Genomic DNA, 25,864 nt, shown 5'->3' on the forward strand with positions numbered 1-25,864 from the left:
GACGATCAAGCTACGGTTTGCTTGGAACCACTACGTCATGCCCGGCCTTTTGGCCGGGTATCCACGACTTTGCCGGCGCCAGGCCCGCTGCTGCAAGTCGTGGATGCCCGCGAAGACGCGGGCATTGACGCCGGTGTTTCCGAACTCCCCGAGGAGCCATCATGCCGCTGACGCTTCCCGTTCTCTACGGCTCCGTCCGCACCGAGCGGCAGGGCATCGTGCTCGCCCGCTGGATCGCCGAGGCGCTGCGCGCGCGTGGGCATGACGCGCCTTTGATCGATCCGATGGAGCGGCGCTTGCCGCTGCTCGACCGGATGTACAAGGAATACAAGCCCGACGAGGCGCCGCCCGTGCTTCGGGAGCTCGCCGAGCTCTACGGGCAGGCCGACGGCTTCGTGCTCGTCACGGGCGAGTACAACCACGGCGTCCCGCCGGCGCTGAAGAACCTGCTCGACCACTTCCTCGAGGAGTACTTCTGGCGGCCGTCGGCGATCGTCAGCTACTCGGCCGGCGGCTTCGGCGGCGTCCGCGCCGCGATGCAGCTCAGGGCGATCGTCGGCGAACTCGGCATGCCGTCGATCCCTTCGATCTACGCGGTGCCGAAGATCGGCCAGGCCTTCGACGACGCGGGCCGGCCGACGGACGCCAAAGTCGCGACGCGGTTCGACCGCTTCGCCCGAGAACTCGAATGGTACGCCGAGGCGCTCAAGACCAAGCGCGCGGCCGGCGTGCCCTACTGACCTGACCTTCCCAGCGCCCTCCCCGGCGGCGCCGACCCTGAAAGCGAATGTCTCCATGGCCCGCTCGCCCGTCCTCAACGTCATGGTCCAGGCCGTCATGAAGGCCGGCCGCTCCATGCGCCGCGACTTCGGCGAGGTCGAGCAGCTGCAGGTCTCCGCCAAGGGCCCGGGCGACTTCGTCACCGCCGCCGACCGCAAGGCCGAGGACATGCTGCGCGCCGAGCTGCAGCGGGTTCGCCCGGGCTACAGCCTGGTGATGGAGGAAAGCGGCGTGATCGCGGGCACCGACCCCGACCACCGCTGGATCGTCGATCCGCTCGACGGCACCACCAACTTCCTGCACGGCATCCCGATCTTCGCGATCTCGGTGGCGCTGGAGCGCGCCGGCCAGCTGGTCGCGGGCGTGGTGTTCAATCCGATCACCGACGAGCTGTTCACCGCCGAGCGCGGCGGCGGCGCCTACCTCAACGACCATCGCCTGCGCGTCGCCGCCCGGCGCGACATCGTCGAGGCCGTGATCGGCTGCGGCGTGCCGCATCTCGGCCGGCCGAAGCACGACCTGTTCCGCGAGGAGCTGTCGCGCGTGCAGGGCCGCGTCTCGGGCGTGCGCCGCTTCGGCGCCGCCTCGCTCGACCTCGCCTATGTGGCGGCCGGCCGTCTCGACGGCTTCTGGGAACGCGACCTCAAGTCCTGGGACATGGCGGCCGGCATCCTGCTCATCAAGGAAGCCGGGGGCTTCGTAACCGACGCCGCCGGCGGCGACGCGATGCTCACGAACGGCTCGGTGGTCTGCGGCAACGAGCACATCCATCCCGAGCTGCTCAAGCTCGTGAAGGGCTGAGTGGCGCCACGGCGATGACCGGTCCGACGACGGAGCCGCTGATCGACCCTGAAACGTTGCCGGACCGCCTGCGCGACGGCCACGTCGTCGTGGGCAATTTCGACGGCGTCCACCGCGGCCACGCAGCGGTGATCGCCCAGGCTGTGGAGCCCGCCCACGCCGCGGGGCGCCCTGTGGTGGCGCTGACCTTCGAGCCTCACCCCCGTACTTTCTTCCAGCCCGACCGGCCGCTGTTCCGCCTCACCGACGCGCGGGAAAAGGCGCGCCTCCTGGCGCGCGCCGGCGCCGACGCCACCGTCGTGCTGACCTTCGACGAGCGCCTGTCGCAGATCGAGGCGGAAGACTTCGTCGCCAAGGTGCTGGCGCGCCGGCTCGGCGCCCACACCGTCGTCGTCGGCTGGGACTTCCATTTCGGCCGCGGGCGGCTGGGCTCGCCCGCCTTTCTGGCGGAGGCCGGTCCCCGTCACGGCATGTTCGTGGAGGTTGTCCCACCCCACGGCGGCGCGACGCCTGTCTCCTCCAGCGCGATCCGCGACCTGCTGGCGGCCGGCGATCTCGTCGCCGCCAACCGCCTGCTCGGACGCCGCTGGACGGTCGAGACCGAGGTCGTCCACGGCGACAAGCGCGGCCGCGAGCTGGGCTTCCCGACCGCCAACCTCGTGCTGCCGCCGGAGACCCGGCTGGCCTACGGCATCTACGCCGTGCGCGCGCTGGTCGACGGCGCGATCGTGAACGGCGTCGCAAGCTTTGGCCGCCGGCCGCAGTTCGACGACGGCGCGCCGCGGCTGGAGGTCTTCCTGCTTGATTTCTCCGGCGATCTCTACAGCAAGCGCCTGCGCGTCGAGCTCGTCGCCTGGCAGCGCGCCGAGGCGAAGTTCGAGAGCGTGGAGGCCCTGGTCGCCCAGATGGAGCGCGACAAGGCCGAAGCCCGCCGCCTGCTCGCCCAACCGGAAGACCCGCTCGCGCCGAGCGCGCTGGTCTGATCCCTCCTCAAGCGAAGCTTGGGGAGGGTGGCCCTTCGCAAAGCGAAGGGTCGGGTGGGGCCGCCGACGTCGCCCTTGCGACGTCGGTCCTTTTAAGCGCGACGATTGGAACAGGGCTTGGCGAAGCGTCTCATCCGGCGAGGCACCCCACCCGACCTCGCTGACGCGAGGCCACCCTCCCCTGTCCCAGGGGAGGGATCGCTGGCCCCTTCCGGGCGCCCTTCACTTGTCAGCAAGCCCGACCCTGCTACAAGGCGCGCGACCTCTTCATCGTTGAGGCTTGCATCCATGCGCCTGCGTCCGTCTCCGACGTTCCGAATTACCGGCCCGGCCTCCGCCTGAGCCGCGCGGTTCGCGCGCCCAGGCGCCGGGCCGGGAGACGACACGCCGCCTGACCGACGCCTCACGAGACACCCGGACGCGCCCCAATGCCCTCCGACGTTACGCCCGCCGCCCGCGACTACTCCGAAACCCTGTTCCTGCCGCAGACCGACTTCCCCATGCGCGCCGGGCTCCCCCAGAAGGAGCCGGAGCTGCTGAAGCGCTGGGAGCGCATCGGGCTCTACGACAGGCTGCGCGCGTCGAGCGCGGGGCGGAAGAAGTACGTCCTGCACGACGGCCCGCCCTACGCCAACGGCCACCTGCACATCGGCCACGCGCTCAACAAGATCCTCAAGGACGTCGTGGTGCGCACCCGCCAGATGGCGGGGTTCGACTCGAACTACGTGCCGGGATGGGACTGCCACGGCCTGCCGATCGAGTGGAAGGTCGAGGAGGGCTACCGCGCCAAGGGCCTGAACAAGGACGAGGTGCCGGTCATCGAGTTCCGCAAGGAGTGCCGGGAGTACGCGCAGAACTGGATCGGGATCCAGTCCGCCGAGTTCCAGCGCCTCGGCGTCACCGGCGACTGGAAGGACCCCTACACCACCATGAAGTTCTCGGCCGAGGCGCAGATCGCCCGCGAGATCATGACCTTCGCGCGGACCGGCCAGCTCTACCGCGGGTCCAAGCCGGTGATGTGGTCTGTGGTCGAGAGGACCGCGCTCGCCGAGGCCGAGATCGAATACCAAGAGTTCACGAGCGACACGGTGTTCGTGGCGTTTCCGCTCAGCGAGCGTCATCCCGGCCGCAGCGAAGCGGAGAGCCGGGATCGCGCGTCGGAGGCGGCGCCCGGTTCTGCGGACGGTCCCGGCTCTGCGCCTTCGGCTTCGGCCGGGACGACGCTGGAGAACGCCTCCGTCGTCATCTGGACGACCACGCCCTGGACCCTGCCCGGCAACCGCGCCGTGGCGTACTCCCGGAAGATCGCTTACGGCCTCTATGAGGTGACCGAAGCGCCCGAGGACAACTGGGCCAAGGTCGGCGCGCGCTATCTGCTGGCGGACGCGCTCGCGGAAGGCGTGTTCAAGGCCGCCAAGGTGAGCGGGTTCAAAAAGGTCCGTGACGTCGCGGCCGACGAGCTCGAGGGCCTCGTCGCCGCGCATCCGCTCAAAGACCACGGCTACGACTTCGCCGTGCCCCTGCTTCCCGGCGACCACGTCACCGATGACGCCGGCACGGGCTTCGTGCACACGGCGCCCGGCCACGGCCGCGAGGACTTTGAGCTCTGGATGGATCATCGCTTCGATCTGGAGACGCGCGGGATCAGCTCGAAGATCCCCTACACGGTCGACGCCGAGGGCTTCCTCACCAAGGACGCGCCGGGCTTCACCGGCCGCTCGGTCATCACCCACAGGGGCGACAAGGGCGACGCCAACCAGGCGGTGATCGACGCGCTGGTCGCGGGCGGGCGGCTCGTCGCGCGCGGAAAGCTGCGGCACCAGTACCCGCACTCCTGGCGCTCCAAGAAGCCGGTGATCTTCCGCAACACGCCGCAGTGGTTCATCCACATGGACCGCGACATCGCCGGCCCCGCGGACACGCTGCGCTCGCGGGCGCTGGCCGCGATCGAGGCGACCGCGTTCTATCCCCCCCAGGGCAAGAACCGCCTGCGCGGCATGATCGAGGGCCGGCCGGACTGGGTGGTCTCGCGCCAGCGCGCCTGGGGCGTTCCGATCACCGTGTTCGTGCACAAGGAGACCGGGGAGATCCTGCAGGACCCCCGCGTCGACGCCCGCATCGCGGAGGCCTTCGAGGCCGAGGGCGCCGACGCCTGGTTCGCCGACGACGGATCGCGCTTCCTCGGCAACGATTACGCCCTGTCGGACTACGACAAGGTGCCGGACATCCTCGACGTCTGGTTCGATTCCGGCTCGACCCACGCCTATGTGCTGGACCGTCGGCCCGACCTCAGCCCGAAGCGCGTCGTCGACGGCGGCGAGGACCAAGTGCTCTACCTCGAGGGCTCGGACCAGCACCGCGGCTGGTTCCATTCCTCGCTGCTGGAAAGCTGCGGCACGCGTGGCCGCGCGCCCTACGACGCGCTGCTGACGCACGGCTTCGTGCTCGACGAGCAGGGCCGCAAGATGTCGAAGTCGCTCGGCAACATCGTCGCGCCGCAGAAGATCATCGAACAGTCCGGCGCGGACATCCTGCGCCTCTGGGTCGTGCTGTCGGACTACGCCGACGACCTCCGCATCGGCCAGGAGATCCTGAAGACCGCGACTGACGCCTACCGCAAGCTGCGCAACACGCTGCGCTGGATGCTCGGCGCGCTGGCGCATTTCCGGGACGGCGACGTCGTCGCGGTCGAGGATATGCCGGAGCTGGAACGCTACGTGCTGCACCGGCTGGCGGAGGTCGACACAGAGGTGGAGGCCGCCTACGACGCCTTCGACTTCAAGCGCGGCTTCGCGAGCCTGTTCACCTTCCTGACCAACGACCTCTCGGCGTTCTACTTCGACGTCCGCAAGGACGCGCTCTACTGCGACCCGGCGTCGTCGGTGACCCGCCGCGCCTGCCTCACCGTGATCGACCGGGTGTTCCGCACGCTGGTGACGCGGCTCGCGCCGCTGCTGCCGTTCACGGCGGAGGAGACTTGGCTGTCGCGCTTCCCCAGCGAGGACGGCTCCGTCCATCTCGAACTCTACGCGCTGGCCGACAACGCCTGGCGCGACGACGATCTCGCCGCAAAGTGGGAAAACGTCCGCAAGGTCCGCCGCGTGGTGACGGGGGCGCTCGAGATCGAGCGCGCCGCGAAGCGCATCGGCTCGTCGCTCGAGGCGGCGCCGGTCGTGCATGTGACCGATCCGGAACTCGCCCTGGCGCTGAAGGGCGTCGACCTCGCCGAGGTCGCGATCACCAGCGGCATCAAGGTCGTCTCCGACGAGGCGCCGGCAGATGCGTTCCGTCTTGCGGAGGTGGCCGGCGTCGCCGTGGTGGTGGGCCGCGCGGAAGGCCGGAAATGCGCCCGCTCGTGGAAGGTGACGCCCGACGTCGGCGCGGACGCCGACTACCCCGACGTCACCCCCCGCGACGCCCAGGCGCTGCGCGAATGGGACGCCGCCCGGAGCCGCGCGGCGTGAGGCGCAGGGCGTCATCCCGGCCGGCCGCAGGCCGAGCCGGGATCGTTCTCCCAGGCGGGCGCTGGTCTTCACCTCTCCCCGGCGGGGAGAGGTCGGCGGGCGTGAGCGCGCCGGGTGAGGGGGCTTGTTCCCTCTCAGATGAATTCAGAGCCCCCTCGCCCGCTCGGCTTCGCCGATCGACCTCTCCCCGGCGGGGAGAGGTAAAAGCCCGCACTTCTCGTCCAGCGATCCCGGCTCTGCGCGGCTGCGCCGCTCCGGCCGGGATGACGGCGACAGCCCGCCCATGACCCTCGCCTCCCCCGCCCGCCGCGCCTACCTCGTCGCCCTCGTGGTCTTCGCGCTCGACCAGGCGCTGAAGCTCTGGGCGCTGTTCGTGTTCGACCTTGCGGCCAAGGGCCGCGTCGCCGTCGCGCCGATGTTCGACCTCGTGCTCGTCTGGAACACCGGCGTCTCCTACGGCCTGCTGCAGCAGGACAGCGATTTCGGCCGCTGGGCGCTGGTCGCGCTCCACGTGGTCGCCTCGATCGCGATCACGATCTGGATAGGCCGAGAGAAGGACGCGCTGTCCACCTGGGCGCTCGCGCTCATCCTCGGCGGGGCGGTGGGGAACGGGATCGACCGCATCGCCTACGGCGCCGTGGTCGACTATGCGCTGCTGCATTGGGGCGAGGTCACCTGGTACGTGTTCAATCTGGCCGACGCGGCCATCGTTGCGGGGGTCCTGCTGCTTCTGTATGGTGCGCTCCGCGGCTCGAAGGGCGCCACGGGGGTAAACTCGTAGAGCGTCACGTCCTTCGGACGGGAGCTGCCCGGGTCTCGGCTGCAAGGACACGTCGATGAAGCGTCAGATCAAAGCCCTCGTCGCGCCGGTCGCCTTTGCGATCGCCGCGGTCGGCGTGGCTCATCCCGCCCACGCGGCGGACGACATGGGCTCCAACCCCATCACCGAACTGTTCGACGCGTTCGGCATGGGCGACAAGGAAAAGCCCGAGATCGACTACCGCGAGCGTCCAGCGCTGGTGCCGCCGCCGGCGGTCAGCCAGCTGCCGCCCCCGCAGGCGAAGGGCGCCGTCGCCCAGTCGACCGGCCAGTGGCCGCTCGATCCCGACGCGGAGCGCCGCGCCCAGCGCAAGGCGCTGGCCGACGTGCCGCGCACCGAAGAGCGGGACTACCTGCTCGACCGCAATTCGCGCATCTCGCCGAGCGAGCTGAACCGCAAGCGCACGGCCGAGCCCGACGCCGCGGGCGTCGCCGGCTATTCCTCGCCGACCTACGACAACACGATTGATCGGCTGAGCCCGAGCGAACTCAGGGCGCGCAAGACGCAGACCGCCGAGGCGGTTCCCGCCGGAACCGAGCCGAAGCGCGCGCGGCTGACCGACCCGCCCTCGGGCTACCGCACCCCGGCCTCGACCGCGCCCTACAAGGCGCCGGAGGCCGAGGCCTCCTGGTACAAGAAGATCAATCCGTTCTCGAGCGAGGGCCACTGAGGCCTCTCCTCGTCCCGACCCGAAAAGGCCGGCCGCTCCCGTGGGCCGGCCTTTTTTGTTACGGCGATTTAACCGCCTCATCGGGTGACGTCGACCGCCGCTCGTGGCGGATCGCCGGTTCGTCTATATATGCAGACGACGCGCCCGCGTCGCCGCGGCTCTGACGCGGCGATCTCGCGCCCCGGACGCCAACTCTTCCCGGCCGCTTCGCCCGACAAAGGACGCCGCCCGCCTGATGACCGGCCCCCGCCCGTTCACCCGCTTCTTCGGAGGTCTCGCCGCACCCATGGCCGCTGCAACGCTTGTCGCCTCCCTCGCCGGGCTCCAGCCCTCCGCCGCCGCGGCGGACCCCGCCCGCGCGTCCGGGCCGGAGGTTTCGACCTTCGCCCTCGCCAACGGCCTTGAGGTGGTGGTGATCCCGGACCACCGGACGCCGGTCGTCACGCACATGGTCTGGTACAAGGTGGGCTCGGCGGACGAGCCCGCAGGCGTCTCCGGCATCGCGCACTTCCTCGAGCACCTGATGTTCAAGGGCACGGCGAAGCACCCCGCCGGCGCGTTCTCGAAGGTGGTCGCCGAGCTCGGCGGCCAGGAGAACGCCTTCACCTCGTACGACTACACCGCCTATTTCCAGCGCGTCGCCAAGGAGCACCTCCAGGAGGTGATGTCCTTCGAGGCCGACCGCATGACCGGGCTGCAGCTCACCGACGAAGTGGTGAACCCGGAGCGCGACGTGATCCTCGAGGAGCGTCGCTCGCGCGTCGACGGCGATCCCTCGTCGCAGCTCTCCGAGGCCGTCGCCGCCGCGCTGTTCGTGAACCACCCCTACGGCACGCCCATCATCGGTTGGGAGCACGAGATGGAGACGCTGTCACGCGCGGACGCGATCGCCTTCTACGAGCGCTTCTACACGCCGAACAACGCCATCCTGGTGGTCGCGGGCGACGTGGAGCCGGCCGAGGTCAAGGCCATGGCGGAGGAGACCTACGGCAAGGCGCCCCGTCGCGCGGACCCCGGCGCGCGCAAGCGCCCGACCGAGCCGGAGCCGCGCGCGGCGCGCCGGGTCTCGCTGTCCGACCCGCGGGTGACGCAGCCCTCGATCTCGAAGCAGTTCCTCGCGCCCTCCTACGAGACTGCGAAGGGCGACCAGGCCTACGCGCTCGATCTGCTGGCGCAGCTGCTCGGCGGCGGCCCCACCAGCCGCCTCTACAAGGCGCTCGTCGTGGAGAAGGGCGTCGCCGCCAACGCCGGCGCCTGGTACCAGGGCGACGCGCTCGACGACGGTCGCTTCGCGGTCTACGGCAGCCCGCGCGGCGGCGCCTCTCTCAAGGAGATCGAGACGGCGCTCGAGGAGGAGATCGCCAAGATCGTGGCCGACGGCCCGACGCCCGAGGAGCTCGTCCGCGCCAAGACCCGTCTCGTCGCCGACACGATCTACGCGCAAGACAACCAGGCGACGCTCGCCCGGATCTACGGCGCGTCGCTCGCCACCGGCGGCACGGTCGCCGAGGTTCAGGGCTGGCCCGACAAGATCCGCGCCGTGACCGCCGATCAGGTGCGGGACGCCGCGCGCGCCGTGCTGCAGCCGCGCCGCGGCGTGACCGGCGAGCTTCTGACCGCGAAGCCCGCCGCTGTTCCCGCCACCGCCGAGAAGGCCGCGCCGGGGGCGCGTCCGTGACGGGCGGCCTCGCCGCCCCTCGCCTGTCCCGCCGCCTGTCCGGAGTCTTCGCCGCCGTCATGACCGCAGCCGCCATCGCTCTGCCGACCGCCCCTGCCCGCGCCACCGACATCCAGCGGGTCAAGACGCCCGCGGGCGCGGAGGCCTGGCTCGTCGAGGAGAACACGGTCCCGGTGGTCGCCGTCGAGCTCGCCTTCAAGGGCGGCGCGGCGCAGGACCCCGAGGGCAAGGCCGGGCTCGCCCACCTGATGTCGGCGCTGCTCGACGAGGGCGCGGCCGACCTCGATTCCGAGGCCTTCCAGCAGACGCTGGAAGACAAGGCGATCGAGCTCAACTTCTCCTCGAACCGCGACGGCGTGACCGCGAGCCTGCGCACGCTGCCTGAGAACATCGACGAGGCGTTCCGGCTGCTTGGCCTCGCGCTGGCCAAGCCGCGCTTCGAGACCGCGGACGTCGACCGCATGCGCGGCCAGCTCTCCGCGCAGATCCGCCGCGCCGCGCTCGACCCCGACGACATGGCCGGCCGCACCTTCTTCTCGGAGGCGTTTCCCGGCCATCCCTACGGCGTTCCGCCGCGCGGCACGGTCGAGACCCTCGGCGCCATCAGCCGCGACGACCTCGTCGCCGGCCACACGCGCCTGATCGCCCGCGACAACGTCGCGATCGGCGTCGTGGGCGCGATCACGCCCGAACGCCTCGCCGGACTGATCGACGGCGTGCTTTCCGGGCTCCCCGCCAAGGCCAGCCTCGTCCCGGTTCCGACCGTGCAGCCCGAGGGCGTGGGCCGCACCGAGGTGGTCGAGCTGGACGTGCCGCAGACCTCCATCATCTTCGGTCGCGCCGGCCCGCTCCGGAACGACGACGACTTCATCCCGGCCTATGTGGTCAACCACATCCTCGGCGGCGGCTCGTTCTCGTCGCGGCTGTTCACCGAGGTGCGCGAGAAGCGCGGCCTCGCCTACGGCGTCTACAGCTACCTTGCCCCCTACGACCACGCCGGCATGGTGCTCGGCGGCGTCGCGACCCGGAACGACCGCGCCGGGCAGTCGGTCGACCTGATCCGCGCCGAGATCGCCCGGATCGCCAAGGACGGGCCGACGGCGGAGGAGCTGGCGAGCGCCAAGAAATACCTGATCGGCTCCTACGCGCTGCGCTTCGACACCTCGGCCAAGATCGCCAATCAGCTGGTCCAGCTGCAGCTCGACGATCTCGGGATCGACTACATCACCCGCCGCAACGCGCTGGTGGAGGCGATCACCCCCGAGCAGGTCAAGACCGCCGCGGCGAAGCTGTTCGGGGACGGCTCGCTGCTGATCATCGCGGTCGGCAAGCCGCAGGGCCTCGGCGAGGTCAACGTGCGTGCGCCGGAGGCCGCCCCGGCCACCCCCGGCGCGCCCGGCTGAGAGCGTCGGCCGCCCGCGCGCCGCGCCGCGGGCGATGCTAGACTGACCGCCCGACTCGCGAGCCGCCGCCTCTGATGCCTGTCCGCCTCCTCACCGACACGGTCGCGAACCGGATCGCCGCCGGCGAGGTGGTCGAGCGTCCCGCCTCCGTGGTGAAGGAGCTCGCCGAAAACGCGCTCGACGCCGGCGCGCGGCGGATCGAGGTGGTGCTCGAGGGCGGCGGCGCCCGGCTCATCCGCGTCTCCGACGACGGCTGCGGGATGGACCGCGACGACCTCGTGCTCGCGGTCGAGCGTTTCGCCACCTCCAAGATCGCGTCCGACGACGACCTCGTCGGCGTCGCCACCATGGGCTTCCGCGGCGAGGCGCTGCCGTCGATCGGCGCGATCGCGAGGCTTGAGATCGCGACCCGCACGGCCGGCGCGTCGCACGGCTGGCGGCTGACGGTCGAGGGCGGCGCGAAGGGCGAGGTCGAGCCCGCGGCGCTGCCGCACGGCACGCGCATCGAGGTGCGCGACCTGTTTTTCGCCACGCCCGCCCGCGCCAAGTTCCTGAAGTCCGAGCGCGCGGAAGCGCAAGCCGCGGCCGAGGTGGTGCGACGGCTGGCGCTCGCCGCCCCGCAGGTCGACTTCACCCTCGTGGTGGCGGAGCGCACGCTCCGCTTTCCCGCGGTCGCGCCCGACGCCGCCGGCTTCGCCGAGCGCCTCGCGCAGGTGCTCGGCGCGGAGGTGGCGGAGGCGGTGATCCCGATCGACGGCCTGCGCGAGAGCGCCCGGCTGCTGGGCCATGTGGGCCTCAGCCATCTGCATCGGGCGACCGCGGGCGCGATCTACCTCTCGGTCAACGGCCGCCCGGTGCGCGACCGCCTGCTGGTCGGCGCGCTCAAGGCCGCCTATCAGGACGTCATGCCGCGCGACCGCCATCCCGTGGCGGCGCTCGATGTCCGGGTCGGCCCCGGCGAGGTCGACGTCAACGTGCATCCGGCCAAGGCCGAGGTGCGGTTCCGCGACGCCGGCCTGATCCGGGCGCTGCTGGTCTCGACCGTCCGCAGCGCCCTCGCCGCCCACGGCCCGGCGCCCTACGCCGCCGGCGGCGCCGAGATCGCGCGCTTCGTGGCCCGCGGCCCCACGCCGTCGCCCGCCTACCGGCCGACAGCAGCGCCCGCGCCGCGCTGGAGCGCGCCAGCCCGCGGCTTCGGCGAAAGCGCGCAGGCGGCGTTCTCCGTTGACCTCGTGGACCTTCCCCCGCAGGCCGCGCCGCATGTCGGCGAGGCCGCGCCCGACGGCGCCCGCGACCGGCCGCTGGGCGCCGCCAAGGCCCACCTCCACGACACCTACGTGCTGGCCGAGACCTGCGACGGCGTGGTCCTGGTCGACGCCCACGCCGCGCATGAGCGCCTGGTCTACGAGGAGCTGAAGCGGCTGCGGGCGACCTCGGGCGTGCCCCGGCAGGAGCTGCTGGTCCCCGACGTCGTCGACCTCGACCCGGCCGACGCGGAGCGCGTGCTCGCGCACGCCGAGACGCTCGCGACGCTCGGCCTCGGCGTCGAAGGCTTCGGCCCTGGCGCGCTGCTGGTGCGCGCGACGCCCGCCCCTCTCGGCCCCTGCGACGGCGCCGCGCTGCTGCGCGACGTCGCGGAGGCGCTCGCCGAAGGCGACGCCGAGGCCGCGCCGCTCGCCCGCAGGCTCGACCACATCCTGGCGACCGTCGCCTGCCACGGCTCGGTGCGCTCGGGCCGCAAGCTCAAGCCCGACGAGATGAACGCGCTGCTGCGGGCGATCGAGGCCGAGCCCGCCGCCTCGACCTGCAACCACGGCCGCCCGACCTTCGTGCGGCTCTCCACCGCCGACCTCGAAAAGCTGTTCGGCCGGCGGTGACGCGCCGGCGCCGCGATCGTGCGCATAGCCGCCGTTGATCGGCCGGGCCGAGGCGGCGAGCATCGGCGTCCACGATTCGCGCGGAGAGACGATCCCGCCAGGAGACAGACGGCATGCTTCAACAGACCGCCACCGATCTCGCGCTGCGGCTCGCCGCGGTCTATGCGCTGGTCGGCGTGTTCGTGGCGCTCACGCTCGTCGTCGCGCTGACCATGGCGCGGATCGTGAAGACGCCGCGGGTCATGCGGACGGGCCTCTACGCGCTCTATCTCCTGTCGATCGTGGGGCTGGTCACGGCCTACGCCGCCGGCGCCCTGACGCCTCCGGCGGACGCGGCGCAACGGATCGCGGCGTCCGCCGAAAGCGCCAAGGCCTTCGACGCGCGCAACGCGGCGATCACGCCCGGCGACGTCGCGCCGTCGACCACGGCGGCGGCTGCGTCGGTCGGGACCGTCTACATCCAGGCGCCCGACATGGACTCCCGCTTCGCCGCCGAGGACCTGTGGCGCGACCTGCGGGCGGCCGGCTTCCAGTCGCCCGGCATCGAACTGGTCGCCGGGCGCGCGCCGACGACGCCGGAGGTGCGCTACTTCAACGACGCCGACCGGCCGCTGGCCGAGCAGGTGGCGGCGATCGCGGCGAAGCGGGGCCTCGAGGGCTCGGTGGTCAAGACCATCGCAAACTACAAGGCGCCCCCCGGCCAGATGGAGTTCTGGTACCCTCGCTGAAACAGGTGAGGAGGAGCGGCGATGGCGGCGACCCGTCGAGCGCTTTCGATCCGAGAGCGACGTCTGCTCGACGCGCTCGCGAGCCCGGTGCTCGTCGTCACAGGCGACGACGTCCCCGTTCTGATCGCCATGAACCCGGCCGCCCGCCGCCTGCTCGGGCGGTCCTCCGCGGGACGGCCGACCTTGGAGCGCGCGATCGGCGCCGAAGCCGCGGCGGCGCTCGCCAAGGCGATCGCGTCGATGGCGCAGGGCGGGCCGGGGCCCAGCGTCACGGTCGCCTGCGGCGCGGCGGGGATGATCCGCTTCGATCTCGGGCGGGATCCCCGCGACCCCGGCCTGGTCATGATCGCGCTGCGCGGCGCGACCGATGCCTTGAGCGCGATCGATGAGTTGGCTCAGATGCGCTCGGTGCTGGAGTCGCTGCCGGTGGGCGTCGAGATCTACGACCGCGACTTCAACGCCCTGTTCTACAACGGCGCGTCAGACGCGCTGTTCGACTACGAGGGCGCGGCGGTGCTCAGCCACGGCGCCTGGTGGCGGCACGCCTTTCCGGATCCCGCGTTGAGGCGGGCCGCTCGGGAGGACTGGCGGCGCACCATCGCCGCGGCGAAGGCCGACCCGTCGCGCGCCCACATGCGGGAGTGGACCGTGCGGGCCCGGGACGGCGACACCCGGACGGTGCAGTTCTACTACCGGTTCCTCGGCGATCGCTTCACGCTCGTGCTGTGGGACGTCACCGAGCAGCGCCGGATGGAATCGGAGCTCCGCGCGGCGGCCCGCACCGACGCGCTGACGGGCGTGGCGAACCGGCGCCGCTTCGCGGAGAGGCTCGCCCACGACATCGCCACTGCGCGCTCCCGCGGCGAGCCTCTGGCGCTGATCGCGCTCGACATCGACCACTTCAAGGCGATCAACGATCGGTTCGGGCACGCAGTCGGCGACGAGGTCTTGAAGGCGGTCGCGAAGCGCGCGGCGGGCGCGCTCCGCCACGACGACATGATCGCGCGGGTGGGCGGCGAGGAGTTCGCGGCCCTGCTGCCGAGGGCGACCGGCGACGAAGCGAAACTGGTCGCCGACCGCCTGCACAGGGCGATCGTCAGTTTGCCGATCGCCCTCGAGGGGCTGACGCTCGGGGTGACGATCAGCCTCGGCGGGGCCCTGCTGCGGGCCGAAGACGCCGCCCCGGAAACGCTGACGGCCCGCGCGGACGCAGCGCTCTACGCGGCCAAGGCCCGCGGCCGCAACCGCGTGGCGTTCGAAGGCGACTGACGACCCCGGCGTGATGCGCCAGACGGTCACAGGCGCTTTCGCCGACGGCCCGCGTTCACCAAGCCGAACGAGGCCGGTGCAAAAGCGCGGCCATCGGCCCTTTCCGCCACGTTTGCTGGTATACGTAATTTTCCATATGACCCAGATCAGAGCCGCCACCGCTTGATGCGCCTCGACGTTCCAACGATGGTCGCCTGCTCCGCGGTGGTCCTCGCTCTGCTGGGCGCGTCCCTGCTGTTGTCCTGGGCGGGCTCCGGGCGACCCAAGCGGCTGTGGTGGTGGACCCTGCCGTTCCTCTTCGCCGTGGCCTCGGCCGCCCTGCTGGTGGGAGACGGCTTTCTCGTCAGGGAATGGCAGGAGCGAATCGCCGTAGTCGGGGTGCTCCTCGCCCATGGGTTCGCCTGGCAGGCCGCGCGAGCCTTCGATCGGCGCTCCAACGTCGTCGGGACGGCGCTCGCCATCGCCTTCGGCTGGATGGGCCTCGACGTCGCGGCGCAAGCCCTCGACCTGCCGGCCGCCGGGGGCGTGACCCGCACGCTCTGCGTCGCGACGTTGAACGGATTGAGCGCGTGGGAGTTCTGGCGCGGGCGCGACGAGGCCCTGCCGTCGCGACGCCTCATCGTGTCGCTGATGGCGCTCTTCGCCGGCCTGAGCGCGGTCCGCGCCGCGTTCGTCCCGTTCCTTCCCGCGCCGCTTGGCCTCGGCGCGCCCGAGGTCTGGGCGGTCGTGATCTACAACGCCGCCGTCGTGGCGCAGGCCTCCGCGACCGTCGCCCTCGTCGTCGCGATGTCGCGGGAGCGCGTGGCGCTCGCAAACTACGAGATGGCGTTGCGCGACCACCTCACCGGCGCGCTCAACCGGCGCGCCTTCGACCAGGAGCTGCTGTTGCTCGAAAACGAACGCTCCTCCGACGCCGTCGGCGTCGCGGCGCTCGTGTTCGACATCGACAACTTCAAGACGATCAACGACCGCTACGGCCACGACGTCGGCGACGTCGTCATCGTCGAGGCGGCGGCGGCGGCGCAACGCTCGATCCGCGCGCGCGACGCGCTGTTCCGGATCGGCGGCGAGGAGTTCGTCTGCCTGCTACCGGGCGCCACGCTGGCGCAGGCCGAAACGGTCGCCGAAAGGCTGCGGCGGTCGTTCGCCGAAACCCGGATCAGGGTCGGCGAGCACGTCGTCCGCGCCACCCTGAGCGTCGGCGTGTCCTCGACCGAGCTCGACTGCGCGCATGTCGCGCAGATCGTGTCGTTCGCCGACGAAGCGATGTATGTTGCGAAGGGCGCCGGGCGGAACCGCACGATCGTCTCCGATCGGCCGAGGATCCGGCGTAGCGACCTGCGTCAGGCCACGCGCAGCACCGCGAGCCGGGTGTCGCCGTACGTGCGGATTTCGAGCGTATCGAATCCAGCGGGCGCGATGGCCTCGACGTCCGCCGCTTCTTCCCAGACGACCAGCGCGCCGGGCGCCAGCCAGCCGCCTTCGCGCGCCGAGGACAAGGCGCGCTCCCCCAACCCCCGCGCATAGGGGGGATCGGCGAAGACAAGATCGAACGGAGCGGTCGCGCCGACGGGGCCCATGCGGGTGGCGTCGCGGCGCGCGATGCGCGTTTGCCCGCCGAGGCCGAGCGTCTCCACATTGGCGCGAAGGCACGCGCGGGCCTCGGCCCCCTCGTCGACGAACAGCGCGAACCGCGCCCCGCGCGACAGCGCCTCGAAGCCGAGCGCTCCCGTGCCGGCGAACAGGTCGAGCACGCGCGCGCCGGCGGCCGGATCGCCATAGGCGTGAGCCAGCACGTTAAACACGGCCTCGCGCAGCCGGTCCGTCGTGGGACGGATCGCGCGCGAGTCCGCGGCCGGGCCCTTCAGGGCGCGGCCCTTGAATTTACCCCCGACGATCCGCACCGCCTGGCCGTCCCCTGCCGCCGCCGCCCGCCGGCTTGCCGCCTCCCGGGCCGCGCGGCTTGAAGCCGCCCGGCTTGCCGCCGGGGCGTGCGCCGGGCTTGCCCGACGAACCGCCCGGCTTGCCCCCGAAACCACCCGGCTTGCCGCCGGACCTGCCGGCCGGCTTTCCGCCAGCGCCGGCGCCGCGCGGAGCGTCGCTGCGGGACGGCCTGCTTCCCTGCGAGCGGTCGCCCTGAGGGCGATCGCCGCGGGGCTTGTCGCCGTAGGGCCGGTCGCCTTCGCGACGCGGCGGACGATCGCCGAACGCCTTTCCGGCGCCGGACCGCTCCGTCCGCGGACGGTCGCCCTGAGGACGCGCGCCTTGGGGACGATCGCCTCGGGGGCGATCGCCTTGAGGCCGGTCGCCGCGAGGCCGCTCGCTTCGCGGGGCGTCCTCGGAGCGCCAGCGCGGCTCGGACCGGCGGCCGCCGTCTGTGGTCGCCGCAGGCCGCGGCCGGTCGCCGGAGGGCGCCCGCGCAGGCCGGTCGCCAAAGCTCCGCGCCGGGCGCTCGCCACGGTCGGGACGGTCGCCGGACGGTGCGCGCGCGGGGCGATCGCCAAAGCTGCGCGACGGGCGCTCGCCGCGGTCAGGACGATCGCCGGATGGGGCGCGGGCCGGGCGGTCTCCAAAGCTGCGCTGCGGACGCTCGCCACGGTCGGGGCGGTCGCCGCGCGAAGGTCCGCGACGGTCGCCGTCGGCGCGCGGGCCGCGGGCCTCGTCGCCCTCACGCGGCTTGAAGCTCCGGCCGGCGGGCTTGCCGTCGCGGGCTCCGGGCTTCGCACCGGGACGCGGCGGCCGCGGGGCGCGGCCGGGCGCGCCGAAACGTTCAGCGGCCTCGGGGTCGGCCTTGCGGGCGCGCCGGGGCGCGGGGTCGTTCTCGGCGCGCGCGACGCGCTCCACCTTCACGGCGCGGCCCTTGCGATCGGCGACGGCCGGGGCGCGCTTGGTGCGCGTCGGCCGCTCTTCGGTCTCGCCCTCGGCGAGGGTCGGCGGCGCCGGCACGTCGCGCGGGCGCGCCAGCGGGGCCTTACGGCCGACGCGCTGGGACGGGTCCTTGAGACGGCTCTGGTCCACTGCGGCGCGCTTGTCCGGCGTCTTGCGCCCGGCGCCGCGGCCGCCGGTGACCACCGGCGCGTCCTCGCCATGGCTGACCGCCTCGGCCTCGAAATCGCAGCCGGCGTCGTCGATCAGGCGCTTGCCGAGCTGGTCCTGAAGCACGCGCGTGCGCACCTCCTCGACCGCGCCTTCGCCAAGGTCGCCGAGCTGGAACGGACCGAAGGACACGCGGATCAGCCGGTTCACGGCGAGGCCGAGATGCTCGGCGACGCGCTTGACCTCGCGGTTCTTGCCCTCGCGCAGGCCGATCATCAGCCAGACGTTGTCGCTCTGCTGGCGCTCGATGGTGGCTTCGATGCCGCCGTAGGCGAAGCCGTCGATGGTCACGCCGTCTTTCAGCGCGTCGAGCTTGTCCTGCGTGGTCCGGCCGAAGGCGCGCACGCGGTAGCGGCGCAGCCAGCCGGTCTCCGGCAGCTCCAGCACGCGGGCCAGGCCGCCGTCGTTGGTCAACAGCAGCAGGCCTTCGGTGTTTATGTCGAGCCGGCCGATCGTGACCACCCGCGGCATCGCCGGGGGCAGGATCTCGAACACCGTCTCGCGGCCTTCGGGGTCGTGGGTGGTCGTCACGTAGCCGCGGGGCTTGTGGTAGAGCCAGAGCCTCGTGCGCTCGCGGGCCGGGAGCGGGCGGCCGTCGACGGTGACGGCGTCCTGCGCGGTGATGTTGCGCGCGGCGCTGTCGATGGTCTGCCCGTTGACCGCGACGCGGCCGGCCTCGATCCAGGCTTCGGCCTCGCGGCGGGAGCCGAGGCCGGCGCGGGCGATGACCTTCGCCACGCGCTCGCCCGGAGGGGGCGTCGCGGCGTCGTCGGGACTGGCGTCGGGGCGGTCGGTCGGGTCTGTCATGATCGCCGGGCGATAGCACGCGCAGGCGCGGTTTACGAGCGGTTATCGTCCTGTCGACAGCGGGCGCCCGCGAAGGTTACCTCTCGTGCGCACGCGAACCCGCAGGAGACGTCCGTGACCCCGATGGAGCGCGCCCTCGCCGAGGCGCGGGCCGCCGCCGCCCGCGGCGAGGTGCCCGTGGGCGCCGTCGTGGCCCGCGACGGCCAAGTGATCGCCGCCGCCGGCAACCTGACCCGCGCGCGCAACGACCCGACCGCGCACGCCGAGATCGTCGCCATCCGCCTCGCCTGCGAGGCGCTGGGCGCGGAGCGCCTCACCGGCTGCGACCTGCACGTGACGCTGGAGCCCTGCCCGATGTGCGCCGGCGCGATCTCCTTCGCCCGCATCCGCCGGCTGTACTTCGGCGCGGAGGACCCGAAGGGCGGCGCCGTCACCTCCGGCGTGCGGCTCTACGACCAGCCGACCTGCCACCACGCGCCCGAGGTCTACCCCGGCATCGCGGAGCGCGACGCGGCCGACCTGCTCAGGGTCTTTTTTCAGGGCCTGCGCGATCCCATCTCCGATCGGTGAACGAAACGCCTCCCGTGGCGTTTCCGAGCCGGAGCCGTCGGCCGTTCCGACGCGCGAGACCTGAGGTGAGACCGCATGGACGTCGTCCGCATCCTGATCGCCATCCTGCTGCCGCCGCTCGGCGTGTTCCTGCAGGTCGGCATCGGCCTCCATTTCTGGCTGAACATCCTGCTGACGCTCTGCGGCTACATCCCGGGCATCATTCACGCCATCTGGGTGATCATCCGCAAATGACCGCCAAGGCCGCCACCGGCTTCGCTGGGCGCATAGAGCCGTCGTCGCGTCAGACGTCGCTGGACGATCTCGACCGGCTCGCCGATCTGCTCGACACGCGCTGGCGCATCCCCGGCACCAACTGGCGCTTCGGGGTCGACGCGATCGCCAGCATCGTGCCGGTGGCGGGCGACCTGTCGACCGCGGTGGTCTCGGCCTACATGATCAAGCGCGCCCACGACCTCGGCGCGCCGAACCACATTCTGGCGCGGATGGTCGGCAACGTCGCGATTGACACGGTGGTAGGCAGCGTGCCGGTGATCGGCACGGTGTTCGACTTCGCCTTCAAGGCGAACCGCCGCAACATGGCGTTGCTGAAGAAGCACTTCGCAGGGCGTTAGCGCGCGACGCCCACGACGGGGTTGGCCCACGTCACCCCAACACGGCCTCGATCGCCCGCTTGGTCTCGTCCTTCGCCGCCTCGCTCGCGCGCAGGACGGCGGTGGTCTTCAAGAAATCCAGCAGCGTAATGGCCTCGACGTTGGGGCGGATCACCGCTTCCGGCGGACGGCGCGCGAGCTTTCCCGCGACGATGGTCGTCTGCATGATCTGAAGCGAGCCCAGCGTGGTCTCGAACGCGTTCGGGACGCGGCCTTCGCTTGCGACCGGCCCGCCGGTGACGTCGACCGCGATCACCGCGTCGACGTCGTCGAGCGCGTCGAACGGCAGCGGGTTGGTCATCGCGCCGTCGATCAGCGTCCTATCGTGATGGACGATCGGCCGGAACAGCCCGGGGATCGCGATCGACGCCGCGACGGCCGGCCGCAACGGCCCCACGTCGAAGCGGATTTCCGCGCGGCCGAAGAAATCGGTCGCGACGGCGACGAAGGGAATCTGCAGCGCGTCGAAGGTCTCGGGCACGCCTTCGGGCAGGAACTGCGCGAGTAGCAGTTCGGCGTCGACGAGGACCGGGTTCCGCGAACCGGCGCCGAAGAGGTCGGTCAGCCGGCCGACCCGCGCCTTCATCAGCTTGGAGAGAACCGCGCCGCGGTCGCGCAGCATGGCCGCGGTGTGGGCGCGGAGCTCCTTGGCGGGCAGGCCCGCGGCGTAGGCGGCGCCGTAGATCGCGCCGATCGACACGCCCGCGATCGCCGCGGGGCGCAGGCCCAGCTCGTCGAAGGCCTCGAGCGCATGAAGGTGCGCCAGCCCGCGGGCGCCGCCGCCTCCAAGCGCGAGGCCGATCCTGCGGCCCGCCGGATTGTCCATCACACAAGGTCTCCGAAGAAGGTCAGGAGCGCTTTGGCGGTCGCCTGCGGCGCTTCTTCGGGCAGGAAGTGGCCGCAGGCGATCGCCTCGCCGCGCACGTCGTCGGCCCAGTCCCGCCAGACGTCGATCGGCCGCCCGCCGCCCTGGCCGGGAAAGCCGGCCTCGCCCCACAGCGCCAGGACGGGCGCCCCGATGCGCCGGCCCGCCGCGCGGTCGGCCTCGTCGTCCGCGACGTCGAGCGTCGCGCCGGCGCGGTAGTCCGCGCAGGTCGCCGCCACGCGGCCGGGATCGGCGAAGAACGCGCGGTAATGATTGAGCGCCTCGCAGCCGAAGGCGTCGAGCGTCTTCGCCGCGGTCCAGCTCGCGAGCGTCCATTCGAGGAAATAGGTGGGATCGGCCGCGATCAGCGTCTCGGGAAACGGCGCCGGCTGGGCGAGAAAGGCCCAGTGGTAGGCCGAGAGCGCCCGCGCGCGGCCGAAGCCCGCCCACATCCGCTCCGTCGGCACGATATCGAGCAGGGCGAGCTTCGCGACGCGATCGGGGTGGTCGAGCGCCAGGCGATAACCGACGCGGCCGCCGCGGTCGTGGCCGGCCAGGGCGAAACGCTCGTGGCCGAGAGCGCGCATCAGGCCGACCATGTCCCTGGCCATCACGCGTTTGGCGTAGTTTTCCGGAACCGGGGGCGGAACGGAGGACCAGCCGTAGCCGCGCAGGTCCGGAAGCACGACGGTGAAGCGCTCCGCGAGCAGGGGCGCGACCTTGCGCCAGCCGACATGGGTCTGGGGGTAGCCGTGCAGCAGCAGGAGCGGCGGCCCCTCCCCGCCGACGCGCGCGAACAGGCGGACGTCGTCCGCCACGTCGATCCAGCGCGGCGCAAAGCCCGGAAACAGGTCGGCGAGCGCGGCCTTGGCCATCGTCCCCTCCTCCAACACCCCATCCTTCAGCTTAGCGCGTCGCCCGCGCCGGCAGCCGCACGCTTTCAGCCGAACAGGTCCGACTGCGGCGCGGGCGCGGGCTTGCGCGGCTTCGCCTCCTTGCGCGGAGCGGGTTGCGCCGCCGGGGCGGAGGGCGGGGGCGGCGCGGCGCCCTCGCCGGCGGTCGCGGCGCGCTCGCCGTCCTGGAACTTCAGGCGCACCTGCTCGCCGTCGCCCACCTCGGCGGCGCGGCGCAGCACATGGCCCTCGGCGTTCAGCACCAGCGCGTAGCCGCGCTCCAGCACGCCCTCGTAGCTGAGGCTGCGCACGAGCTTCCAGACCGAGGCCAGCCGGTCGCGACGTTTCTCTGCGAGCGCCGTCGCCGCACGCTCCAGCCGGGCTGAAAGGCCTTCCGCCCGTTCGCGCCCGAGATGAACGCGCTGAGTCAGAGCGGCCGGCTGGAGCCGCGCGGAGGCGGCGGCGAAGCGGGCGCGGTGGCGGCCGGCGTTGGCGGTGAGCGCGGGCCGGAGCCGGGCGGCGGCGTGGTCCAGGCGCTGGCGGGGGATCTGGATCAGAGTCTCGAGCGTCGGCAACGCGCGCGCGGCGGAGCGCAGTTCGGTCCGGCGCGCCTCCATGCCCCGAAGCGTCGCGGCGCGGAGCCGGGCGCCGCGTTCGGCGGTCGCGGCCAGCAGTTCGGCGCGCACCGGCGTCACCATCTCGGCGGCGGCGGTCGGCGTCGGCGCGCGCCGGTCGGAGACGTAGTCGATCAGCGTGGTGTCGGTCTCGTGACCCACAGCGGAGACCAGCGGGATCGCGCTCTCCGCCGCGGCGCGCACCACGATCTCCTCGTTGAAGCCCCACAGGTCCTCGAGGCTGCCGCCGCCGCGGGCGACGATCAGCACGTCCGGCCGCGGGATCAGGCCGCCCGCGCCAAGCGCGTTGAAGCCGCGGATCGCGGCCGCGACCTCGGCCGCCGCGGTCTCGCCCTGCACGCGCACCGGCCACACGATCACCCGCCGCGGAAACCGGTCGGACACCCGGTGGAGGATGTCGCGGATCACCGCGCCGGTGGGAGACGTTACGACGCCGATCACCTCCGGAAGGTAGGGGATCGGACGCTTGCGCTCGGCTGCGAACAGGCCCTCGGCCTGGAACTTGCGCTTACGCTCTTCGAGCAACGCCATGAGCGCGCCGACGCCCGCGGGCTCCAGCGTGTCGATGACGATCTGGTAGGCGGACTTGCCGGGGTAGGTGGTGAGGCGGCCGGTGGCGATCACCTCCATGCCCTCCTCCGGCTTGAACCGTAGCTTTCCGAACGACCCGCGCCAGACCACGGCGTCGATCTTCGCGCCCTCGTCCTTCAGCGCGAAATAGGCGTGGCCGGACGAATGCGGGCCCCGGTAGCCGGAGATCTCGCCGCGCACGCGGACATAGCCGAAGGTGTCCTCGACCGTCCGCTTGAGCTGCTGGGACAGTTCGGAGACCGAGACTTCGAGGGCGTTGCTGGCGGCGGCGTCGGACGGGGGCATGGGCCTCGGTGGGATCGGAGCGGTCGTGAGCGTGCGCGACGTTAGCCGCGTTCGGCGCGCAAGGCGACGGCGGCGGCCAAGGTCACGTCTGCGTCAGCGGGACAAAACTTCCTTGCCTGGCTTGCCGCCCCTTCTACCTGCCGAGGCTCGCACGTGACGCGGCCTCCGCTTTGCGCCGCGCGAGGACGGGGCCGTGCCGCGGCGGCCGCCGGCCGACAAAAGCAGCCGCGGCTTGAGGACATCCCCATGCGCTCGTTCCTGCTCGCCGCCGCCCTGTCCCTCGCCCTGCCCGCCGGCGCCGCCTTCGCCCAGGCCATCACCGTCGTCGACCAGGCGCCCGCCGACGCCGTCACGGTGTCGATCGCCAACATGGCCTTCGCGACCGAGGAGGTGAAGGTGAAGAAGGGCGGCAGCGTGACCTGGACCAACGACGACGAGATCGCCCACAACGTCCATTTCCGCAACGGCCCGGCGAAGGGCGACCCGAAGGCCCAGGGCAAGATGCTGAACAAGGGCGAGAGCTACACCGTGACCTTCGGCGAAGCCGGGACCTACGACTACATTTGCACGCCGCATCCGATGATGAAGGCGAAGGTCATCGTCGAGTAAGGCGCCGGCGGAGGTCGGCCCCGCGGGGCCGTGACCTCCGCGCCCGCCTCCGCTAGAACGGCGCCGACCTCCCCCGTCGACGCCCCCTGCGAGGCCCTGATGATCGTCCTTCTCCTCGGCTCCGGCGGCCGCGAGCATGCGCTGGCCGCGGCGCTCGCCAAGAGCCCGAAGCTCACGCGGCTGATCGCGGCGCCGGGCAACCCAGGCATCGCCCAGCACGCCGAGCTGCGCGAGGTTCCCGTCGACGACCTCGAGGGGATCGTGCGGCTCGCGACCGACGAGAAGGTCGACCTCGCCGTGGTCGGCCCCGAGGCGCCGCTGGTGGCCGGCGTGGTGGATCGGCTGAAGGAGGCCGGGATCAAGGCCTTCGGCCCCAGCGCCGCGGCCGCCCGGCTGGAAGGCTCCAAGGCCTTCACCAAGGAGCTCTGCGCCCGCCACGACATCCCGACCGCAGGCTTTAGGCGCTGCCGTTCCGGCGCCGAAGGGCACGCCGCGGTCGACGCCTTCGGCGCGCCGGTCGTGATCAAGGCCGACGGCCTCGCGGCCGGCAAGGGCGTCACCGTCGCCATGACGCTGGAGGAGGCGCACGCCGCCGTCGACGACGTGTTCGCGGGCGGCTTCGGGGAGGCCGTGGTCGAGGAGTTCATGGAGGGCGAGGAGGCCAGCCTGTTCGCGCTCTGCGACGGGACCACGGCGCTCGTCTTCGGCGAGGCCCAGGACCACAAGCGCGCCTACGACGGCGACGAAGGCCCGAACACCGGCGGCATGGGCGCCTATTCGCCCGCGCCGATCCTGACGCCGGCCCTGGTCGAGAAGGCGATGGCGCAGATCGTGCGCCCGACTGTGAAGGCGATGGCCGAGGCCGGCGCGCCGTTCACCGGCTTCCTCTACGCCGGGCTGATGATCGAGGCCAACGCGCCGCGGCTCGTCGAATACAACGTCCGCTTCGGCGATCCTGAGGCGCAGGTGGTGCTGCCGCGGCTGAAGGAGGACCTGCTCGACCTGCTGGTCGCGGCCGTCGACGGCCAGCTCGCGGGCCGGAAGGCCACCTTCATAAGCGACGCGGCGCTGACCGTGGTCATGGCCGCGAACGGCTATCCCGGCGCTTACGAGAAAGGGTCGGAGATCCGCCACGTGGCGGAGGCGGAGGCGCGCCACGACGTCACCGTGTTCCACGCCGGCACCACGACCGACGGCGAGCGGCTGCTCGCGAACGGCGGCCGCGTGCTCGCCGTCACCGCGACCGGCGCCGACGTGCGCGAGGCCCAGGCCCGCGCCTACACCGCGATCGACGACATCGACTGGCCGGGCGGCTTCTGCCGCCGCGACATCGGCTGGCGCGCGGTGGCGCGGCTGGAGGAGTAGGTCCGGAAAACGGACGTCATCCCGGACGGCCGAAGGCCGAGCCGGGATCGTGATCCGGGGAGCGGCCGTTCAGAACGATCCCGGCTCCGCGCGGCTGCGCCGCTTCGCCGGGATGACGCCGCTCACCACGCAAGCTTCGGCGTGACCGCGACCGGGGTGTCGCCGTTTTCCGCGAACAGCGCCGCGAGCTTTTCGGGGTCCGGCGCGCCGGGGCCAAGCTCCTCGGCGTGGATGCCGTCCGCCACGAACAGGCAGTCGATGCCCGCCGCCGCGGCGCCCGCGAGGTCGGTGCGCACCGCGTCGCCGATCGCGATGATGCGGGAGCGGTCGACCGCGCGCTTGGCGATGTCGGAGGCGACGGCGATCGCGGCGTCGTAGATCGGGGCGTAGGGCTTGCCGGCGTAGTGGGTCTCGCCGCCCATGTCCCGGTACATGTCGGCGATCGCGCCGGCGCACCAGATCAGGTCGTCGCCGATCTGCACCACCAGGTCGGGGTTGGCGCAGATCAGCGGCATGCCGCGGTCCTTCAGCTCCTCGAGCAGCGGGCGGTAGTCCTCCGGCTCCTCGGTCCGGTCGTCGAACAGGCCGGTCACCACCGCGAGCGGCGCCTCCTCCACGCTCACGCGCTCGATGCGCTCGTCGCCGAACAGCGGCACGTCGCGCATCGGCCCGATGTGGTGGACGCGGGCGACGCCGCGCTCCGCCAGCATGTGGTGGGTGACGTCGCCCGAGGTGATCACCGCATCCCAGGCGCTGCGCGGCACGCCGTAGCCGTCGAGGTGGTCGATCACCCACTCGCTGTCGCGCGGCGCGTTCGAGATCAGCACCACGACGCCGCCTTGGGCGCGGAACCGCGTCAGCGCGTCCCCCGCCTCCGCATGGGCCGCGACGCCGTTGTGCAGCACGCCCCAGACGTCGCACAGCGCGACGTCGTAGGCGGAGGCGAGCGGCGCGAACCGCGCGAAGACGGGGGAGTCGGAGATGTCGGTCATGAGGGCGCCCTAGAGCCGCGGCGGAGCGCC

The 25,864-nt window shown here is 72.2% G+C and carries 22 protein-coding genes and 1 pseudogene; 17 read left to right on the plus strand and 6 right to left on the minus strand.

Features of this window, described 5'->3' with window-relative positions; genetic code table 11:
- Window positions 1-161: 161 nt before the first annotated feature.
- The 12 genes and pseudogenes from K244_RS0111455 to K244_RS24175 all read left to right on the plus strand — a co-directional run.
- Window positions 162-740 (plus strand): NADPH-dependent FMN reductase, encoded by a 579-nt coding sequence (locus K244_RS0111455; protein ID WP_020186409.1) that lies wholly within the window; start codon window positions 162-164, stop codon window positions 738-740.
- Between the two features lie 55 nt (window positions 741-795).
- Entirely contained in the window at window positions 796-1,581 is a 786-nt protein-coding gene (locus K244_RS0111460; RefSeq protein WP_020186410.1) for an inositol monophosphatase family protein, read from the plus strand.
- A gap of 14 nt (window positions 1,582-1,595) precedes the next feature.
- Window positions 1,596-2,564, plus strand: coding sequence for a bifunctional riboflavin kinase/FAD synthetase (locus K244_RS0111465; protein WP_020186411.1), 969 nt, complete (start codon window positions 1,596-1,598; stop codon window positions 2,562-2,564).
- 428 nt (window positions 2,565-2,992) lie between these two features.
- Entirely contained in the window at window positions 2,993-6,028 is a 3,036-nt protein-coding gene (gene ileS, locus K244_RS0111470; protein ID WP_020186412.1) for an isoleucine--tRNA ligase, read from the plus strand.
- 283 nt (window positions 6,029-6,311) lie between these two features.
- Window positions 6,312-6,809: a signal peptidase II gene (gene lspA, locus K244_RS0111475; protein WP_020186413.1), complete on the plus strand. Its 498-nt coding sequence runs from the start codon at window positions 6,312-6,314 to the stop codon at window positions 6,807-6,809.
- 55 nt (window positions 6,810-6,864) lie between these two features.
- Window positions 6,865-7,518 carry a hypothetical protein gene (locus tag K244_RS0111480; protein WP_020186414.1) on the plus strand — a complete coding sequence of 218 codons (654 nt, stop codon included), beginning with the start codon at window positions 6,865-6,867 and terminating at the stop codon, window positions 7,516-7,518.
- A 235-nt stretch (window positions 7,519-7,753) separates the two neighbouring features.
- Window positions 7,754-9,196 (plus strand): pitrilysin family protein, encoded by a 1,443-nt coding sequence (locus K244_RS0111485; protein WP_245259763.1) that lies wholly within the window; start codon window positions 7,754-7,756, stop codon window positions 9,194-9,196.
- 59 nt (window positions 9,197-9,255) lie between these two features.
- Complete coding sequence (locus K244_RS0111490) at window positions 9,256-10,599, plus strand: pitrilysin family protein (RefSeq protein WP_051460118.1); 1,344 nt, start codon at window positions 9,256-9,258, stop codon at window positions 10,597-10,599.
- Window positions 10,600-10,673: 74 nt separating this feature from the next.
- Complete coding sequence (gene mutL / locus K244_RS0111495) at window positions 10,674-12,476, plus strand: DNA mismatch repair endonuclease MutL (RefSeq protein WP_020186417.1); 1,803 nt, start codon at window positions 10,674-10,676, stop codon at window positions 12,474-12,476.
- A 113-nt stretch (window positions 12,477-12,589) separates the two neighbouring features.
- A complete protein-coding gene (locus K244_RS0111500) occupies window positions 12,590-13,204 on the plus strand; it encodes a hypothetical protein (protein ID WP_020186418.1) in 615 nt (204 codons plus the stop codon).
- 21 nt (window positions 13,205-13,225) lie between these two features.
- A complete protein-coding gene (locus K244_RS22705) occupies window positions 13,226-14,473 on the plus strand; it encodes a sensor domain-containing diguanylate cyclase (RefSeq protein WP_020186419.1) in 1,248 nt (415 codons plus the stop codon).
- Between the two features lie 822 nt (window positions 14,474-15,295).
- Window positions 15,296-15,772, plus strand: a pseudogene (locus K244_RS24175) (GGDEF domain-containing protein); the annotation flags it as partial.
- Window positions 15,773-15,816: 44 nt separating this feature from the next.
- On the opposite strand, the gene rsmD reads toward K244_RS24175, so the two are convergent.
- The gene (rsmD, locus tag K244_RS23135; protein ID WP_081761473.1) at window positions 15,817-16,377 is read right to left on the minus strand and encodes a 16S rRNA (guanine(966)-N(2))-methyltransferase RsmD; all 561 of its coding nucleotides are present in this window, start codon (window positions 16,375-16,377) and stop codon (window positions 15,817-15,819) included.
- A complete protein-coding gene (locus K244_RS0111515) occupies window positions 16,358-18,376 on the minus strand; it encodes a pseudouridine synthase (protein WP_020186421.1) in 2,019 nt (672 codons plus the stop codon). Before K244_RS0111515 ends, rsmD begins: the two co-directional genes overlap by 20 nt.
- 123 nt (window positions 18,377-18,499) lie before the next feature.
- Here K244_RS0111515 and K244_RS0111520 point away from each other — a divergent pair, with 123 nt between their 5' ends.
- The 3 genes from K244_RS0111520 to K244_RS0111530 all read left to right on the plus strand — a co-directional run bounded on the left by K244_RS0111520 (window position 18,500) and on the right by K244_RS0111530 (window position 19,560).
- Complete coding sequence (locus K244_RS0111520; protein WP_020186422.1) at window positions 18,500-18,946, plus strand: nucleoside deaminase; 447 nt, start codon at window positions 18,500-18,502, stop codon at window positions 18,944-18,946.
- A 75-nt stretch (window positions 18,947-19,021) separates the two neighbouring features.
- Window positions 19,022-19,180: a YqaE/Pmp3 family membrane protein gene (locus K244_RS23140; protein ID WP_020186423.1), complete on the plus strand. Its 159-nt coding sequence runs from the start codon at window positions 19,022-19,024 to the stop codon at window positions 19,178-19,180.
- Window positions 19,177-19,560 (plus strand): DUF4112 domain-containing protein, encoded by a 384-nt coding sequence (locus tag K244_RS0111530; RefSeq protein ID WP_020186424.1) that lies wholly within the window; start codon window positions 19,177-19,179, stop codon window positions 19,558-19,560. The genes K244_RS23140 and K244_RS0111530 overlap by 4 nt, the downstream gene beginning before the upstream one ends.
- Window positions 19,561-19,591: 31 nt before the next feature.
- Here K244_RS0111530 and K244_RS0111535 read toward each other — a convergent pair whose 3' ends face one another.
- The 3 genes from K244_RS0111535 to xseA form a co-directional block, all read right to left on the minus strand.
- The gene (locus K244_RS0111535; RefSeq protein ID WP_020186425.1) at window positions 19,592-20,425 is read right to left on the minus strand and encodes a patatin-like phospholipase family protein; all 834 of its coding nucleotides are present in this window, start codon (window positions 20,423-20,425) and stop codon (window positions 19,592-19,594) included.
- On the minus strand, window positions 20,425-21,339 hold the full coding sequence (locus K244_RS0111540; protein ID WP_020186426.1) for an alpha/beta hydrolase: 915 nt from the start codon (window positions 21,337-21,339) through the stop codon (window positions 20,425-20,427). Before K244_RS0111540 ends, K244_RS0111535 begins: the two co-directional genes overlap by 1 nt.
- A gap of 65 nt (window positions 21,340-21,404) precedes the next feature.
- Complete coding sequence (gene xseA / locus K244_RS0111545; RefSeq protein WP_020186427.1) at window positions 21,405-22,868, minus strand: exodeoxyribonuclease VII large subunit; 1,464 nt, start codon at window positions 22,866-22,868, stop codon at window positions 21,405-21,407.
- A 246-nt stretch (window positions 22,869-23,114) separates the two neighbouring features.
- Between xseA and K244_RS0111550 the strand changes: the two genes are divergently transcribed.
- Both K244_RS0111550 and purD read left to right on the plus strand, forming a co-directional pair.
- Complete coding sequence (locus K244_RS0111550; protein ID WP_020186428.1) at window positions 23,115-23,477, plus strand: cupredoxin family copper-binding protein; 363 nt, start codon at window positions 23,115-23,117, stop codon at window positions 23,475-23,477.
- Window positions 23,478-23,576: 99 nt separating this feature from the next.
- Entirely contained in the window at window positions 23,577-24,842 is a 1,266-nt protein-coding gene (gene purD, locus K244_RS0111555; RefSeq protein ID WP_020186429.1) for a phosphoribosylamine--glycine ligase, read from the plus strand.
- A gap of 122 nt (window positions 24,843-24,964) precedes the next feature.
- On the opposite strand, the gene K244_RS0111560 is transcribed toward purD, so the two are convergent.
- Window positions 24,965-25,834, minus strand: coding sequence for a TIGR01459 family HAD-type hydrolase (locus K244_RS0111560; RefSeq protein ID WP_020186430.1), 870 nt, complete (start codon window positions 25,832-25,834; stop codon window positions 24,965-24,967).
- Window positions 25,835-25,864: the final 30 nt, after the last annotated feature.

Source organism: Methylopila sp. 73B (assembly GCF_000526315.1).
Lineage (GTDB): Bacteria > Pseudomonadota > Alphaproteobacteria > Rhizobiales > Methylopilaceae > Methylopila.

What these genes read in the sequence shown, in the direction of transcription:
- K244_RS0111535 (WP_020186425.1), bottom strand. Translation starts at nt 20,425, where the DNA reads ATGGACAATCCGGCGGGCCGCAGGATCGGCCTCGCGCTTGGAGGCGGC.
- K244_RS0111500 (WP_020186418.1), top strand. Translation starts at nt 12,590, where the DNA reads ATGCTTCAACAGACCGCCACCGATCTCGCGCTGCGGCTCGCCGCGGTC.
- K244_RS23140 (WP_020186423.1), top strand. Translation starts at nt 19,022, where the DNA reads ATGGACGTCGTCCGCATCCTGATCGCCATCCTGCTGCCGCCGCTCGGC.
- K244_RS0111520 (WP_020186422.1), top strand. Translation starts at nt 18,500, where the DNA reads ATGGAGCGCGCCCTCGCCGAGGCGCGGGCCGCCGCCGCCCGCGGCGAG.
- K244_RS0111515 (WP_020186421.1), bottom strand. Translation starts at nt 18,376, where the DNA reads ATGACAGACCCGACCGACCGCCCCGACGCCAGTCCCGACGACGCCGCG.
- ileS (WP_020186412.1), top strand. Translation starts at nt 2,993, where the DNA reads ATGCCCTCCGACGTTACGCCCGCCGCCCGCGACTACTCCGAAACCCTG.
- K244_RS0111550 (WP_020186428.1), top strand. Translation starts at nt 23,115, where the DNA reads ATGCGCTCGTTCCTGCTCGCCGCCGCCCTGTCCCTCGCCCTGCCCGCC.
- K244_RS0111465 (WP_020186411.1), top strand. Translation starts at nt 1,596, where the DNA reads ATGACCGGTCCGACGACGGAGCCGCTGATCGACCCTGAAACGTTGCCG.
- K244_RS0111490 (WP_051460118.1), top strand. Translation starts at nt 9,256, where the DNA reads ATGACCGCAGCCGCCATCGCTCTGCCGACCGCCCCTGCCCGCGCCACC.
- K244_RS0111480 (WP_020186414.1), top strand. Translation starts at nt 6,865, where the DNA reads ATGAAGCGTCAGATCAAAGCCCTCGTCGCGCCGGTCGCCTTTGCGATC.
- K244_RS0111530 (WP_020186424.1), top strand. Translation starts at nt 19,177, where the DNA reads ATGACCGCCAAGGCCGCCACCGGCTTCGCTGGGCGCATAGAGCCGTCG.
- mutL (WP_020186417.1), top strand. Translation starts at nt 10,674, where the DNA reads ATGCCTGTCCGCCTCCTCACCGACACGGTCGCGAACCGGATCGCCGCC.
- xseA (WP_020186427.1), bottom strand. Translation starts at nt 22,868, where the DNA reads ATGCCCCCGTCCGACGCCGCCGCCAGCAACGCCCTCGAAGTCTCGGTC.
- K244_RS0111560 (WP_020186430.1), bottom strand. Translation starts at nt 25,834, where the DNA reads ATGACCGACATCTCCGACTCCCCCGTCTTCGCGCGGTTCGCGCCGCTC.
- K244_RS22705 (WP_020186419.1), top strand. Translation starts at nt 13,226, where the DNA reads ATGGCGGCGACCCGTCGAGCGCTTTCGATCCGAGAGCGACGTCTGCTC.
- lspA (WP_020186413.1), top strand. Translation starts at nt 6,312, where the DNA reads ATGACCCTCGCCTCCCCCGCCCGCCGCGCCTACCTCGTCGCCCTCGTG.
- K244_RS0111540 (WP_020186426.1), bottom strand. Translation starts at nt 21,339, where the DNA reads ATGGCCAAGGCCGCGCTCGCCGACCTGTTTCCGGGCTTTGCGCCGCGC.
- K244_RS0111460 (WP_020186410.1), top strand. Translation starts at nt 796, where the DNA reads ATGGCCCGCTCGCCCGTCCTCAACGTCATGGTCCAGGCCGTCATGAAG.
- K244_RS0111485 (WP_245259763.1), top strand. Translation starts at nt 7,754, where the DNA reads ATGACCGGCCCCCGCCCGTTCACCCGCTTCTTCGGAGGTCTCGCCGCA.
- purD (WP_020186429.1), top strand. Translation starts at nt 23,577, where the DNA reads ATGATCGTCCTTCTCCTCGGCTCCGGCGGCCGCGAGCATGCGCTGGCC.
- K244_RS0111455 (WP_020186409.1), top strand. Translation starts at nt 162, where the DNA reads ATGCCGCTGACGCTTCCCGTTCTCTACGGCTCCGTCCGCACCGAGCGG.